This window comes from Pontibacillus sp. ALD_SL1 (assembly GCF_017355605.1).
Genome location: NZ_CP062975.1, coordinates 478,573 through 493,348, shown reverse-complemented (window position 1 = coordinate 493,348; position 14,776 = coordinate 478,573). Strand labels below are relative to the sequence as shown.

Here is a 14,776-nt window from a genome sequence, read left to right as displayed (position 1 = left end):
AAGAAAGGTTTTCCGAATTTTATAGAAAGAAAAAAAAGAGGTGATAATATGAATCAATCCAATAAGTGGGACCGACCGTGGGAAAAACACTCCTTTTCATACGCTCGCAAAATTCATGAACAAAAAAAAGGCTGGGAATCTGACTTTATTCAAAGCATTATCATTTTAAGCAATGTTGCGTTTGGCTGTTTTTTTACGTACGTTTTAGAATCAACTTCAAAGCATATCGCGTTTCGTAAAAAAGAGTTCAAGAAACACGTTTCGTCATTTAATCAAAAAGAAATGGAATCTATAACACGCTTTTATCTTTTTGACTACATCTCTGAGCTTCCAGAAACGACCTTGTCTTCCTATAACCTTGATCCAGAAAAAGTAACGAAGTCGCTTGTAGACACCCTGCTTTCTGACGAAGTGGACCGATCCTTGTTCGAAGAAATCAAACATAAAAAAACAACCTACTTCCCTTCTTCCCACCTCCTAAGAATGATGGGTGCAGGTTCCGTATCAACGGATGAAGGGATATTGGTTGGAATAGAAGAACTGAAAACCCATTTTTTCGATCAATACAACCGACATTTGAGCTCCATTCTAAAAAAACATTTTGAGTGATATTATTCTTTTCCACCTTTCAAAACAATCAAATTAGGCCGTTTTTTTTGATGCAATTTAGCAGATTGCAGTTTTTTCCCCTGAACCACGGCTCGTTCAATCTTCTTTTCAACTTTGTTTGAATCTGACACTATTTTCTTTTGATAGGACCATGTAAATCGAACCAAAAAAACAACGATCGCAACGGTCAACGCGATATGAAACAGATTCTCTGATTCAGAAAATGCTCCGATTACGGCAATAAACAAAACGGTTCCAAGAATCAGCTTTTTCATTTCTTCACCCCTATTCAACATACACCCCGACTTTATCAGTCGGGGTGTATGTTTATTTCATATTAAACAGAAAAGCCGCCAATTCGCTATCTGCTGGCAGCACTAGCGTGGTTTGTTCATCAACGATTGTTTCATAGGCCATGAGACTACGATAAAATTTATAAAATTCTGGGTCCTGGTTGTAGGCATCAGAATAAATTTTAGATGCCTCGGCATCCCCTTCCCCTCTTATAACTTCAGACTCTCTGTATGCAGCCGCCTTGATAATTTTGGCATCTTTCTCAGCTGCTGATGTAATCTTTCGTGCCTCTTTTTCCCCTTGAGAACGATACTGGTTAGCAATACGCTCTCTCTCTGTTCTCATCCGTTCAAAAATGCTTTCGAAGTTTTCTTTAGGATACTCTGTCCTTCGGATTCGAACATCCTCCAATTGCATACCATATTGCTTAATTTCCTTATTGGTATCCTCAACAATGTTGGCTAACATTTCTTTTCCGATTTCCATGTCTGATATGATATCGTGAGCGTCCGTTCGCCCAATTTCTTTATTTAAATTCGAATAGATAAAGTCATCCAAGCGGGCATTTGCTTTTTGAACATTTTTCAAGCTCACCTTAAACACGGCGGGATTTGTGATCTTCCACTGAGCGTAGTTATCTAATACCAGCTTCTTTTTATCAAGCGTTGTCACTTCTCGCGGAACCGTATCGTACGTTAATAACCGATCTGAAAAATACGTCACATCATCTACAAATGGCAATTTCCAATGAAACCCCTTGCTTCCCACGACAACGACATTTTTCAACTTAGAATGACCTTTGATCTCTTTTTGGACACGCTCCAAATCTTCCGAGGATACGACGATTTTTTTCACCTCACCAAACCTTGCAACCGCAGCCTGTTGCGTTTCGTTAACCCTAAAACTAAGCGCGCTTAAGATAAACAACACGACAACAAACCCAAAAATAACGAAAGCAGCATTTCGAACTAAATGACTGGCACCACTCTTCTCATAATTTTCATTATCACGCAATCGAAACCTGTCCATACGATATCCTCCTTTATTCTTTTGTCACAACTTGGTTTTGATTTAATGGCAAAAACTGAACAGTACTACCATTATCTTCTACTATGTATTTATCAACACCAGGAAGGATCCGCTCCATGGTTTCTAAATACATTCTCGTTCGAGTCACTTCTTTCCCGAGGTCGTATTTTTTTAAGATTTCTTCAAACTTAGCCACGTCACCCTTGGCTCGCTCAATCCGATCCTCTTTGTATGCCTCTGCCTGGTTTTTCATTTCACTTGCTTCCCCTTCTGCTTTAGGGATTAGCTGATTTTCTATACTGTACGCTTTATTTATCAGACTGTTTTTCTCTTCTTTTGCTGACACAACATCCGTAAATGCCTGCTTTACTTCTTCAGGCGGCTTTACATCTTGCAGCTGGACATTTCGTATTTGCACCCCGAGATTGTATTGTTCCACTATACTTTGAAACTCTTCTCTTATCTCGTTTTGCATATCACTTTTCTTATCTGTTAATACATCATCAAGAGAATGATTTGCCACTACACGACGTATAGCCGCTTCTCCTGCAACTTCAATGGTTCCGTATGGATCATCCACATTAAAGAAAAAATGTTCAATATCCGTTATCAACCATTGTACATTTGTTTCTACATGAACAAGGTTTTCGTCCCCTGTTAACATGATCGATTCGGCTGCGTTTTCTTTATAGGTAGCAGGCTTATTCGCCCCACCCTCGCTAACCACCTCATAGCCATACTCTGCTGACTTTGGCTCCGTTACATTTTCCACCCACACAGTCTGAATAGGTGCAGGCAGGTGCCACTTCAATCCCGCTTTTGTGACCGTTTTTGTATGACTTCCAAACGTCAACACAACTCCCTGTTCACTATCATCTAACATGTAGATGCCCGTTAAGCCCCACAGAGCAATAAAGAAAACCACCACACCCGAAATACCAAATTTAATTAATCGTTGCACCATGCTTCACTCCCTCAATTAAATGACCTTACTGTTCGTTCCTTTTCTTCATTAACGTTCATAGTGTAGTGAATCTAAACCCTAAATCCAATACGTATCTACTGTTTTTTTCTCGTTCAAACCAAAAGAGCAAGGGGGTGCTCACATGCACCCTCTTGCTCTTTTGAACATCAACAGCTGGACATCCTCTTTTCAAAATACTGATAAAAGGTATAAGTTTCCCTCGTCTCCTCCGACTCTTTTTGATAGTCATCTGCAATAAAATCTATGAGCTCATCCGTTAAAAGTACATTTCTTTTTCTGAAATCGATCATAGAGTATACTTTCGCTTTATTCATCATCTCACTTCCTTTGTGGGACGATTTCATGATTATGTTTAAAATCCTTTTTGTCCTTCGTTTTTTTACAGAAAACTCTACTCCCAGACCTTTGTTTTTCTCGAAGGTTTTTGTCCATCTCTCCACAATAAAAGACTAGCGCCAGGGCCATCCAGACGGATGTGCAGACGAGGAAGAGGACAATCGAATGATCGGCGGATACCTCTCAGCAGATGTTGCTGCTGGAATGGTTGTTTAAAACAAAAAGGTAACTTTTTCGACAACAAACAACCAACAACTCACCCATAAACGAAGGAGGAAATATTATGTGCGGTATTACAGGTTATATAGGCAGGGAAAATTGTACAGAACATTTGTTAAAAGGCCTAACGAGGCTTGAATACAGAGGGTATGATTCTGCGGGGATCTCGGTTTATGGTAACGGTTCGGTTCGGACTTTCAAGCAGAAAGGAAGGATCGATGATCTGAAAGCATTGCTCCCTTCCCCCCTTTACGGTAATCTCGGAATTGGTCATACACGCTGGGCGACACACGGTGAGCCCAACCAAAAAAATGCCCATCCTCACTCAAGTTCAAGTGGTCGTTATACACTTGTTCATAACGGTGTTATAGAAAACTACGAAGAACTTCAGTCAAAGTGGCTCCAAAACGCTCCTCTTACAAGTTCAACCGACACCGAAGTCATCGTTCAGATGATAGAAACACTTTCCCTTACAGGATTAAGTACCAAAGAAGCGTTCATTTTTACTCTGTCAGAACTGAAAGGCTCTTATGCCATCGCTATGATAGATCGCGATGCACCTGATGAATTGTGGGTAGCTAAAAACAAAAGCCCCCTTCTAATCGGATTAGGAGATACTTTTATGTCCGTAGTTAGCGATGCGATCGCTTCGATTCACGCAACAAATCAGTACATAGAGTTAAAGGATGAAGAAATTGTACGACTCACATCCTCTTCCGCATCCATCGAAACACTTCAAGGGGAAGAAATAAAACGAAAACCCTTTAAAGCCTCCATTGATGATTCGGATATCGAAAAAGGCCCGTACATGCACTACATGTTAAAAGAAATAGATGAACAGCCTGCGGTTATACGGTCTCTTATATCGCATTATTCAGATGGTAAAGGAGAAATAGACATCTCCTCTTCTGCAAAGGAATGTTTGCTAAAAGCTGACCGAATACACATCGTCGCATGTGGCACCAGTTATCACGCAGGTCTGGTGGGAAAAGAGTACCTGGAAAAAATAGCAGGCATACCAACAGAGGTTCATATAGCAAGCGAATTCGTTTACAATACACCCCTTTTAGGATCTCACCCTGTGTTTCTCTACCTTTCGCAGAGCGGTGAAACCGCGGACAGTCGGGCTGTTTTAGTGGAAATGAAAAAACTAGGGTATCCTTCTATCACCATAACAAATGCCAAAGGATCCACCCTTTCCAGAGAAAGTGATCATACGCTTTTATTACACGCAGGCCCCGAAATAGCTGTTGCCTCTACGAAAGCCTATACAGCCCAAATTGCTGTACTCTATTTGGTAGCTAAGAGCCTAATGAAGACCACCCGAGACTCTTCTATAAAGGACCTCTCTCGAGTGGCGCAATCCATGGAAGCTATCATTGACCATAAAGAAAACTATCAAGCACTGGCTAAACACTATCTTTTAGAAAGTCGAAACGCATTTTTTATAGGGCGAGCGATGGACTACCATGTTTGTCTGGAGGGCGCCTTAAAACTCAAAGAGATCTCCTATATACAATCAGAAGGGTTCGCAGGCGGCGAACTGAAACACGGGACGATTGCACTTATTGAAGAGGGAACCCCTGTGATCGCTTTAACCACTCAAACGGGAACGGACCCAAATATACGAAACAACGCAAAAGAAGTCTTATCAAGGGGAGCCCATGTTTTGTTCATTTCGACAGAGAACACAAAGAAAGAGGGCGACCAGAATGTGATCCCTTCGTGCCCAGAGTTATTGAGTCCTCTACTTTCTGTCATCCCCCTTCAATTGCTGGCTTACTATGCGGCTTTAGAAAAAGGATGCGATGTGGATAAGCCACGTAACCTGGCCAAAAGTGTGACAGTGGAATAAACAACACATGACAAGGCGATTGATGTTAAAAAAACAATATAGTTGAATACTCCAAGAATGAAGTAAAAGAGCATAGGTTACCCCTATGCTCTTTTGTCATAGTTATTATTATTTATTACTAACTACAAAAAAAGGAGGTAAAGAATGATCGTTGAAAGTTTTCGTATTGCTTTAAGTAAGCTTCGGGAAAAGTCATTTCGCTTCAGGCAATTCCGTTTTCCTCTCCGATGATGTCCGTCAAAAGCAACACATGCTCCCGACCATACAATTTTATAGAATCTTTTTTGGTAGGCAACGACCTGGCTTTTTTCAGATCAATAGGGAGGTCAATCAGTTTTGCCTTCACATTCATGGCATTACGAAACTTCTTCTTCTCATAGAACTCATTTGAGCGTTTCGTTTTCGTCCGTAGTTGGATTCCATACCAGGATCCCTTTCTTTTGACGAAACAATCAACCTTCGCTTCTATATCATACTTTAAAACAAACAACGTCTTCTGAAACGCGTCGCTTTCCTTTAACACATGGTAAAAATGAACATCCCGCAACATGGAAGGGTAAAATCGAGAAAGCCTTCCTACAAACGCTTCGTGATATTCTTTACCTACGTGATGCTTGACCCATTCGTTATGAATAGCAAAATAAAAAACGATGTATTCAACCTGATTCGGAATCTTTTTCTTCATGAACATATAATAATAGAACGTACCGACCATGGAAGGCTCGATGTGCAATCGATTTTCTATGTAGTCATCCTTCGCTTTTTTTGTAACCGACAAACAACACGTTCGGTAATAATCCTCAATGCTTCCACTTGAATACCCAATAGGATCAATGTACCCCCATGATTTCAGCTCTTTCATGCTCTCGTACATTTTTTGGTGGTCATTGATAATCATACTACCAACCCCTCATAAATTTTATGTATTTTAGCGTATTTCACATAAAAAATGTGGGTTTTGTTGTAATTTATATAAAAAAACATCCTTTCTACAAAGGATGTTTGTTTGTTTTCGTAATTATATTCGTTATTTTCCTTATATCATGTTGCGACAAACGAACCTTGCTCTTATTGATGACTTCCTTCATCCCTTCCCCATTCTTTATCACTGGAATTCGATTGGTCTTAACCCTTAACTCCGCCTTAGGGTTTGAGAAATAAACACAACCCTGAATAAAAAGATCAACACCTTCTTCTTTCAACACTTGAGCCAAACGATAGACATGCGTCCTCACCTGTTTAGTAGGATTGTAAAAGTGCTGGGTATGAGACACGCCTCGCTGACTTGTTTTCATTTGTTCCCATTTGTGTTGTTCCTCCTCTCCCTTTATTAGCCCCTTATGATTTTTTACTTCTGTTACAAAAACCCCGCGAGGACTTACTATTATAAGATCCATCTCACTCTTTTTTTCATCGTATACGATTTCAATATTCGGCAGTATAATGCATTCTTCAGAAAGAACCTGTTTCAAATGTCGGAGGGTTTTTTCTTCTCCTTTGTATCCATACAAATACTTTTTGTTTTCGTTGTATAAGAGTGGCACCAAGGCTAAGATAATAATGAGAAAAAAGTACCCCTCGTAAACGCCCCAAAGAGCTCCTGCTATAAAAAGGACAATCAACAATCGATACCGCCAAATGCGCTCCTTCAGGGCATTTTTAGATTCAACCACCTTTGCCATTTCATCGCCCCCTTCTGATAACTTTTATAGCTTATACCTGTAAAAAAGGACAAGTTTTTGGTCATCGTCTTCACCAAGCCTTCTTACCATTCTCGTAGAACTAGCCCGCCTTTTTTGTTCCTTCTCCTTGTATTTTTCATAAAAAGTGTTAGGTATTTATGTGGAGGTGAAAGTTATGTTGCCTAACATTCCTGAAAGTTCTGGTCCCCTTTGTGTTGCTCATTTGAATAAAAACAAGGAATTCCAATTTGCTAATTCTGCGTTTTTAAATCTTTTCGGGTGCAAAATGGAAGACCTCTCTTCTTCATCGAAAATCATCTTAGCAGATTCTGTTTCCCCAAAAGAAATGCGTCCAAAAATTTGGGAGCACGTTGAAAAAGAGGGTTTTTGGGAGGGGAAATTGTGGACCAACAAACCAAACGGGGATGCTGTATTCGTCCATCGAACCATTGTGAAAAATCCCACTCATACCCCGTCGGAATCATACTCCTATATCCTTATCGACAGAAAAACAACGCCCCCTTCTTCCCAGCCGTCTTATATAGATCCCGTGACTAACCTTCCTCATAGACAATACTTTCATGATGCCTTTGTTCGGGAAATACATACAGCTAAGCTGAAAGGGCGCAACCTGGCAGCTGCAACCATTGATATCGACCGATTTCGAAGTATAAACGAAAGCTTTGGTTATTCCGTAGGGGATCAGTTGCTAAAAGACATTGCCTTGAGAATTAAAAGCGTCATCCCTGACACCTTTATCGTTTCTCGTCTTGGAGGGGATAAATTCATCATCCTCATGCCTTCAATCCAATCAGACAAATCTATTATTCGTCCACTTGAAAAGGTCATTCGCACGTTTAAAAACGACCCGTTCCTCATAGATGGAAACAACTATTTTTTGTCCATCAGCATAGGAGTAAGTGTATATCCACATGATGGGACAACAAAGCGGGATTTAATTAAAGCCGCAGATCTCGCCTTATATCAGGCAAAGGAATACGGGGGCAGCTACTATCAGTTTTACAAGCCTCATTTAAACGTAAAGGCTTTTGAGCAATTCGTAATGGAAACAAATATTGTAAAAGCGATTCATAACAGAGAGTTTGTTCTTTACTATCAACCTCAGGTTTCTACCAAAACAGGGGAAGTATTAGGATTCGAAGCCCTTATCAGATGGGACCACCCAGAATATGGATTGGTGCCACCTGGACGTTTTATTGGAATAGCAGAAGAAACAGGCTTAATCAAACCAATCGGAAACTGGGTCTTATTTGAAGCATGTCGCCAGGCGAAGCGGTGGCAGGATGAAGGGTACCCTCCTATAAAAATGGCTGTAAACCTTTCCTTAAAACAATTTAATCAGAAAGATCTTGCAGGAATTATCAAGAAAGCGCTCAGAAAATCAGAATTAGCTCCCTCCTGCTTAGAAATTGAACTTACTGAAAGCATCTCCATAACAGACTTCAAAACCCTTTCCTCTACGCTGGAAGAACTTCATGAGATTGGAGTATCTATTTCAATTGATGACTTTGGAACAGGGTATTCATCACTTGGATACTTAGGAAAATTACCCTGGAGCTCCTTAAAAATCGATCGTTCATTTATAAAGAATATAACGGTTAACGAAAACGACCACGCCATTACGTCTTCCATTATGGCAATGGCCAAACATCTCGGATTGGAGGTCATTGCAGAAGGTGCAGAAACACTGGAACACGTAAACATCCTGAAAGAATTAGGTTGTCCAAAGTATCAGGGTTTTTACTTTAGCCCACCTGTTCCTGCTGAGGAGGCCATACGATTGATTCAAAAAAAGCAATAGGATTGTTTTCTGTTGCTTTTTTCAAGGTTTCCCTCTATTCCACAAGTATGTTTAAGGTAGGAGGGATGTGTATGTCTGACAAACTATTGTCCTGCTGCATGATCGTAAAAAACGAGGATTCAACGCTTGAAAGGTGTCTCAAAAGCATTGCACCTTACGTGGACGAACTAATTGTGGTTGACACAGGTTCTACTGATAACACGAAGGCCATTGCTGAACAATTCACACCTCATGTATATGACTTCAAATGGACTCACAACTTCGCAGAGGCACGCAATTTTGCATTATCCAAAGCTTCTGGAACGTGGATTGTGCAAATCGATGCCGATGAATTCTTCAAGAAAGAAGAAGCAGAGAAGATTCGAGCAGCTGTTGAACAGTGCGAAAAAAATGTGCTTAGTGTTCGTATCGTTAACGTGGTAGGGGAAAACAAAACAAGCTCCGCTCACTCTTCAGCCAGGATTTTCCGAAACATCCCTGAGCACCGATACCACTTTGCCATACATGAACAAATCTTGCACAACGGGGACATTTTAGACACCTCTTTTTCATCCATAACGCTTCATCATACGGGATACCAAACTGAAGTCATTTCCTCAAAGGGAAAGCACAGAAGAAATTTATCGATTCTTCAAAGAGAATTAAAAAAAACACCTTTGGACATATTTATGAATTACAACATATCTAAAGAATATTTGGGAATGAAAGACCTCAAAAAAGCCCTCCACCACTTGAGAATCGCCTACGATGAAAGCAAAAAACACCCCAAACATTTATTGATGTCTAGCATCTTATTCCAAATGATTGGCACTCTGTATGCAGACAAACAATACCAAAAAGGATTGAAGGTAGCTTCTGAAGCAGAATCCCTTTATCCTGAGCACACGGATCTCACCTACTACAAGGGTCTGTTTTTAGAGAAACTAGGGAGTATTTCCAAAGCTGCAAACCAATATGAGCGGTGTATACAGAAAGGGGAAAGCCCTTCCTATTACCAAACAAGAATAGGAATAGGGAGCATCCTCCCTTTAAAACAATTGTTCAACCTTTCTGTCCAATCAAGAGACTACGGAAAAGTTCAGGAATACGCATTCGCCATTTTAGAAATTGAACCTCACAATATCTCGCTCTATATCCCCTTAATTCGCTTTATGAACAGAAGCCACACCCCTGTTGACAGCCATACATTTTTGCAATCTCTGCAAGTGGAGGATTCTATCAAACTGAAGTTGGCAATATCCGTAAGATTGATCGATTCCATGCTTCGCCTTTACGACACATCGAATCTTTCAACGGAAGAACAGCAGATTCTTTCGTTTTATAAGACACTGAAATCAAACAACCCTAAAAATGGTCTCTCTGTTCTGAAGACCATGACGGCTCCTTTAAGTCGACATCTCACCGTGATCTATTATGCCGTGACTAAAGACGAAAGAATTTTCCACCAATTATCCCTAGCCAAAACAACACTTTTCTGCATAGAGGCATTCCGTTCAAAACCTAAAGCACCTGCTGTCGTAGACGAAATTGTTTTTTCTAAAGCGTTACTCGAACTGCTAATGCTAGGCATGTATGAAGAGGCCGAAACGTTGTTGGGATTGGTCGACCAAACTCAACCATCCTTATTAAAACAAATTGGCCGTACGTTTGAAGACGTGTATAACGATGATCTTGCTCTGCAATTTTACTCAAAATACTTAATGCAATACCCGAAAGATGTTGATATCACTTTGAAAGTTGCTCACCTCCTCCTGGCTTCATCAAACTTCCAAGACGCTATTTTGTTCGCTTCCTCCTTGCCTGCATCCAACATTCGCGCTCAAGAAATCATCGCTTCCAGTTATGCCGCGCTCGATAAAATATCGCCTGATTCTTCTATTCGAAATATAAGTAACATCGAATAAAATAGAGGAAACATAAGGAGGAGATATCCATGTCTTTTGAATATAAGAACGAATTGGGACACACCCATATATCTTTTGATGTCATTGCTGATCTTGTTGGAATGTCCATGGGAAACATCGAAGGAATCGTGGGCATGACGTCACAAAATCGGCTCAAAGACGGCGTCTATGAATTATTAAAGAGGGAGAATTATAAAAAAGGGATAACCGTTACAGAAGATAACGGTGAAATCGATATTGACGTATCCATTATTACGTTAAAAAAATGTTCAATACCTAAAGCCGCATGGGAACTCCAGAAAACCATCAAAGAATCACTTGAGGCCATGGTGGATTTGCGGGTACGATCCGTTAACATCAAAGTCGAATCTGTTAAATAAACCCATAAATGAAAAAGAAAAGCGACCATAACACATGGTCGCTTTTATCTCGAGTATTCCCGCTTGTCTACCTAAAACGCTCAGGTCAGCCTGAGCGTTTTAGGGTGGCTTCTAGCACATTACACAGGCGCAGGAACCTCGTTCACCCACCCGAGTCCAAGTGTGCCTGAACCCACATGAGCGCCTGGGACAGGACTCAACTCCGACACCGTAACTGTCATATGCGGGTACTTTTCCTTTATTTGGCCTGCCCACTTTTCGGCCCCCCCTAAAGCATTGGCATGAATAACACTCACACGCTGAACATGTTTGTGGTCCTTCTCAAGATATTCCATGATCCTATTTCTCGTTTTTTTGGCCGTTCTCACTTTATCAGAAAGCACCGCTTTCCCGTCTTGGAATTTTACAACCACATTTAAATTGATAAGCTGCGCGATTAATTGCTGCGAACCACTCACCCTGCCCCCCTTGTGCAATTGTTTTAAACTGCCAGGGTTTAAAAACAAACGTGCGCGCTCAGGCATATTTTTTAGTTCTTTTATGATCTTTTCAAGCGATTTCCCCTCTTTATACATCCTCACTCCATACCTTACCATTTCAGCCATCGGAAACGCCCCAACTTTAGAATCGATCGTAACGACATGAAACCCCGTAATCTGTGAAGCTAATACAGACCCCTGATAAGCGCCTGTTAAACTGGCTGAAGCGTGGATCGCGATAGCGCCATCATACTCTTTTTTTAACTGTTCAAACAAAGAAACGAAGTCCCCTGTACTCGGCTGCGAAGTAGTAGGCAACACCTTACTACTATCCATTTTTTCATAGAACGATTTGGTGGTTATGTCTTCTCCTTCTTTATAGTGAGTTTCACCAAACATTAAGACCATAGGTATAACATATACCCCCTCTTCTTCCAAAAACGCTTGCTCCAATCCAGCCGTACTGTCCGTAATCCAAGCTATTTTCTTCAAATTACCACCGCCCTTTTCTTATTGATTACAGAGTTTTGCCAAAAAACCTGACAAGAAGCAAAAGAGGTGTTGAGATAATTTTGTTTAATACTACTAAGACATGGTTATCAAAAGAGGTGTATATAAGCTATGGAGCGTTTTTTAAAAATTTTCAGCTTTCTATTTTCCTTTATTCTTATTGCTTTCATTGGCTACATTTGCTTAAAAATGTTTGTATGGGACGATTTTTATCAAGAGAGAGAAAAACGGAGCGACTTTTTGTCGAACTTCTATGAAGACGATACCGACGCGCCTTTATCGGAAGAAAACCAACCTGTTGGCGAAAATTTGCAAAATACGATTTACAACAGACCCTTCAGCCTGTTATTGATGGGCATAGACACCAACAACGTCAATGTCGGTCGTTCAGATACCATGATTTTGGCGATTGTGAATCCAGAAACGAAAGACATTTCTCTTTTAAACATCCCTCGGGATATGAGAACACCTATTTACGGTCGATCTGGTTCCGAAAAAATAACACATGCCCATGCGTACGGCTTGGAAACGGCCATTAACACAACAGAGGATTTCTTCCAAATCCCCATAGACTTCTACGCCACCATTAACTTTAACGGCTTTCGTGACCTCATTGACACCATCGGAGGCCTTGAGTTGGACGTTGAACGCCGCATTGCCTTTCAGGATCGCATCACTCATCAGTATTTCACCCTCGAGCCAGGGCCGCAGCATTTAGACGGCATGGAGTCTCTCAATTATGCCAGGTATCGATACGGACCTGATGGCGACTATGGGAGAATGAGACGGCAGGTTCAGGTTTTGCAAGCATTCGCAGATCAAACCGCTGACATCCGCAATATCCCTAAGTTAAATAAAATTATTGATGTGTTGGGTAACAATGTGAAAACAGACATCGACCTTACTCAACTGATTAAAATTATGTTGAACATGCATGACATCAATGGAGAAAACATTAGCACCATCCCTATGGAATCAACCCCGCAAATGATCAATGGGGTATCCTATGTTATCGTTTCAGATACAGAAAAATCCAACATTCAAAATACATTAAAAAACCTCCTAAAAGAGCGGTATTAAGTTTCTGCTCTTTTTTTATATACAAACCAAGAGATTTCACTATAATTTTGGAACGAGGAGGGATGACATGAATTCCATTTTTTCTTTTTCACTTCAGGACTTAGGTTTGACCGAAGCCCTCAGTCAATATTCCGTTCCTGCGTCGCAGGAGTCAACTGTCGCTGATCTTATCCTTTCGCATCTGAATTCAAAACCTGGCTTTATTAAGCATAAACGTTCCTTAACTAAAAACAGAGACATCCACAGTCTTTATTCGAATGCTGTCCACACCGTCGTTGCAAAAGGAGCCCCTTTAGATATCTTCATTACCGCGTTTACACCGAAAGTTACGAACCCTTCTACTACAAATGGTCACACCCTTCCTGATATGGCTGACTTGCTTAGCCTTATCCACCTTCACCTTGTAGCCAAAGGAATAAGGGAAATATACGACTATGGGTTCCGATTCATCGTTGCTTATAAAGGAAGAACGTACCAGCCTTTATTCAATTGGTCAAACGATACAGTCAAGGATACGTTCGATACCCTTTTAACACTTAGAGACGCCGCCGAATCCATTGTAGGGATACGGAATGTGGTCACGTTCGTGGATCTTGAAGATCTTATCGAAAAAGAAGGTCAACTGTTCCAAAAAAAGATCTTACATGAAATGATCGAGGTCCAAAATGCTTACAACGATAAGGTTCCGTACACGATTCGTAAAATTGACTCGTGGAAAAGAGACTTCCATAAAGCGATTAACCCAGCTGCATTTGACACAACTGAAAAAATCGACTCATTCCTTCACCAATACGCCCTTTATTTTCGATCCTTAAAAAACATTCAATACCAGGGAGGCGAACATGGGATCGGCATTTGTAACAGTTTTCCTCAATGTTTAATGGCTACGATCAGAGGCATCGATGAACAGTTAAGCATTCAGCTCAGTCCGTTCTTTCGATTCCACTCCCACCAAAGGCTGATCGCAAAAACCTCTAACGTATCGTGGAAAATGATGAAATGGTGTGACATGGAAAAGAGTTCCTCTGCCTTTTCCCCTGTTTACGTAAAAGAATTTAGCTATCCGTTTTATTTTGACAAAAAATAAAAAGCCGCTCATGAAGCGGCTTTTATTTCCACATACTTATCTTCGCTTATATAATCTGACGTTAATGAGCCCTTACGATCTACGGACACAATGTAGTACTTAAGATCCTTTTTATTGGTCATCTTCAATCCGACAGCTGGTCTGCCATCTTTTTTTGTAAACCAGACCACTTCTTTTGTATAAACGTATTCTTCATTTCCCATAAGGGACTGGAAAACGTCTACCTGGTCTAATGCTTCATCAAGCGTGAATGTATGATAAACCACTTCTTCTTTCTCCTGTGCGACCACTACGGATACGAACGTCCCTACAAGCATATGCGCTATGTATAAGCACCCCAAAAAGATGAACATGAATAACGCGTCTCTTTTTTTGAACAATGGTATTGGCCCCTTTTGCTTCTGCCATGTATTTCAACAACAGAAACACATTTTTCCTTACTATAAACGATTTCAGTGTTAAATCAATATTTTTTTATAAAAACGACACACCGAAAAAACATTGT

The 14,776-nt window shown here is 40.6% G+C and carries 15 protein-coding genes; 7 read left to right on the top strand and 8 right to left on the bottom strand.

Annotation, left to right across the window (positions count from 1 at the left end):
* Window positions 1–48: 48 nt before the first annotated feature.
* Window positions 49–609, top strand: coding sequence for a hypothetical protein (locus IMZ31_RS21665; RefSeq protein ID WP_207530520.1), 561 nt, complete (start codon window positions 49–51; stop codon window positions 607–609).
* 2 nt (window positions 610–611) lie between these two features.
* On the opposite strand, the gene IMZ31_RS21660 is transcribed toward IMZ31_RS21665, so the two are convergent.
* The 4 genes from IMZ31_RS21660 to IMZ31_RS21645 all read right to left on the bottom strand — a co-directional run bounded on the left by IMZ31_RS21660 (window position 612) and on the right by IMZ31_RS21645 (window position 3,231).
* Window positions 612–884: a hypothetical protein gene (locus IMZ31_RS21660; RefSeq protein ID WP_207530519.1), complete on the bottom strand. Its 273-nt coding sequence runs from the start codon at window positions 882–884 to the stop codon at window positions 612–614.
* Window positions 885–936: 52 nt separating this feature from the next.
* Entirely contained in the window at window positions 937–1,932 is a 996-nt protein-coding gene (hflC, locus tag IMZ31_RS21655) for a protease modulator HflC (protein ID WP_207530518.1), read from the bottom strand.
* Window positions 1,933–1,945: 13 nt separating this feature from the next.
* Window positions 1,946–2,893, bottom strand: coding sequence for an FtsH protease activity modulator HflK (gene hflK, locus IMZ31_RS21650; RefSeq protein ID WP_207530517.1), 948 nt, complete (start codon window positions 2,891–2,893; stop codon window positions 1,946–1,948).
* Window positions 2,894–3,063: 170 nt separating this feature from the next.
* Window positions 3,064–3,231, bottom strand: a complete 168-nt coding sequence (locus tag IMZ31_RS21645; RefSeq protein WP_207530516.1) for a hypothetical protein — start codon at window positions 3,229–3,231, stop codon at window positions 3,064–3,066.
* 305 nt (window positions 3,232–3,536) lie between these two features.
* On the opposite strand from IMZ31_RS21645, the gene glmS reads away from it, so the two are divergent.
* Complete coding sequence (gene glmS, locus IMZ31_RS21640) at window positions 3,537–5,327, top strand: glutamine--fructose-6-phosphate transaminase (isomerizing) (RefSeq protein WP_207530515.1); 1,791 nt, start codon at window positions 3,537–3,539, stop codon at window positions 5,325–5,327.
* 202 nt (window positions 5,328–5,529) lie between these two features.
* Here the strand turns inward: glmS and IMZ31_RS21635 are convergent, their stop codons facing one another.
* The gene (locus tag IMZ31_RS21635) at window positions 5,530–6,225 is read right to left on the bottom strand and encodes a hypothetical protein (protein WP_207530514.1); all 696 of its coding nucleotides are present in this window, start codon (window positions 6,223–6,225) and stop codon (window positions 5,530–5,532) included.
* Window positions 6,226–6,316: 91 nt separating this feature from the next.
* The gene (locus IMZ31_RS21630; RefSeq protein ID WP_207530513.1) at window positions 6,317–7,009 is read right to left on the bottom strand and encodes a nuclease-related domain-containing protein; all 693 of its coding nucleotides are present in this window, start codon (window positions 7,007–7,009) and stop codon (window positions 6,317–6,319) included.
* A 175-nt stretch (window positions 7,010–7,184) separates the two neighbouring features.
* Here IMZ31_RS21630 and IMZ31_RS21625 point away from each other — a divergent pair, with 175 nt between their 5' ends.
* From IMZ31_RS21625 to IMZ31_RS21615, 3 genes are all read left to right on the top strand, one after another.
* Window positions 7,185–8,831: a sensor domain-containing protein gene (locus IMZ31_RS21625; protein WP_207530512.1), complete on the top strand. Its 1,647-nt coding sequence runs from the start codon at window positions 7,185–7,187 to the stop codon at window positions 8,829–8,831.
* 71 nt (window positions 8,832–8,902) lie between these two features.
* Window positions 8,903–10,735, top strand: coding sequence for a tetratricopeptide repeat-containing glycosyltransferase family 2 protein (locus tag IMZ31_RS21620; protein ID WP_207530511.1), 1,833 nt, complete (start codon window positions 8,903–8,905; stop codon window positions 10,733–10,735).
* Window positions 10,736–10,764: 29 nt separating this feature from the next.
* Complete coding sequence (locus tag IMZ31_RS21615; RefSeq protein ID WP_207530510.1) at window positions 10,765–11,115, top strand: Asp23/Gls24 family envelope stress response protein; 351 nt, start codon at window positions 10,765–10,767, stop codon at window positions 11,113–11,115.
* A 119-nt stretch (window positions 11,116–11,234) separates the two neighbouring features.
* Here IMZ31_RS21615 and IMZ31_RS21610 read toward each other — a convergent pair whose 3' ends face one another.
* Window positions 11,235–12,086 carry a DegV family protein gene (locus tag IMZ31_RS21610; RefSeq protein WP_207530509.1) on the bottom strand — a complete coding sequence of 284 codons (852 nt, stop codon included), beginning with the start codon at window positions 12,084–12,086 and terminating at the stop codon, window positions 11,235–11,237.
* 129 nt (window positions 12,087–12,215) lie between these two features.
* Between IMZ31_RS21610 and IMZ31_RS21605 the strand changes: the two genes are divergently transcribed.
* Both IMZ31_RS21605 and IMZ31_RS21600 read left to right on the top strand, forming a co-directional pair.
* Window positions 12,216–13,184: an LCP family protein gene (locus IMZ31_RS21605; RefSeq protein ID WP_207530508.1), complete on the top strand. Its 969-nt coding sequence runs from the start codon at window positions 12,216–12,218 to the stop codon at window positions 13,182–13,184.
* A 67-nt stretch (window positions 13,185–13,251) separates the two neighbouring features.
* Window positions 13,252–14,271 carry an L-tyrosine/L-tryptophan isonitrile synthase family protein gene (locus IMZ31_RS21600; protein WP_207530507.1) on the top strand — a complete coding sequence of 340 codons (1,020 nt, stop codon included), beginning with the start codon at window positions 13,252–13,254 and terminating at the stop codon, window positions 14,269–14,271.
* 8 nt (window positions 14,272–14,279) lie between these two features.
* On the opposite strand, the gene IMZ31_RS21595 is transcribed toward IMZ31_RS21600, so the two are convergent.
* Window positions 14,280–14,624 carry a hypothetical protein gene (locus IMZ31_RS21595; RefSeq protein WP_207530506.1) on the bottom strand — a complete coding sequence of 115 codons (345 nt, stop codon included), beginning with the start codon at window positions 14,622–14,624 and terminating at the stop codon, window positions 14,280–14,282.
* Window positions 14,625–14,776 lie beyond the last annotated feature (152 nt).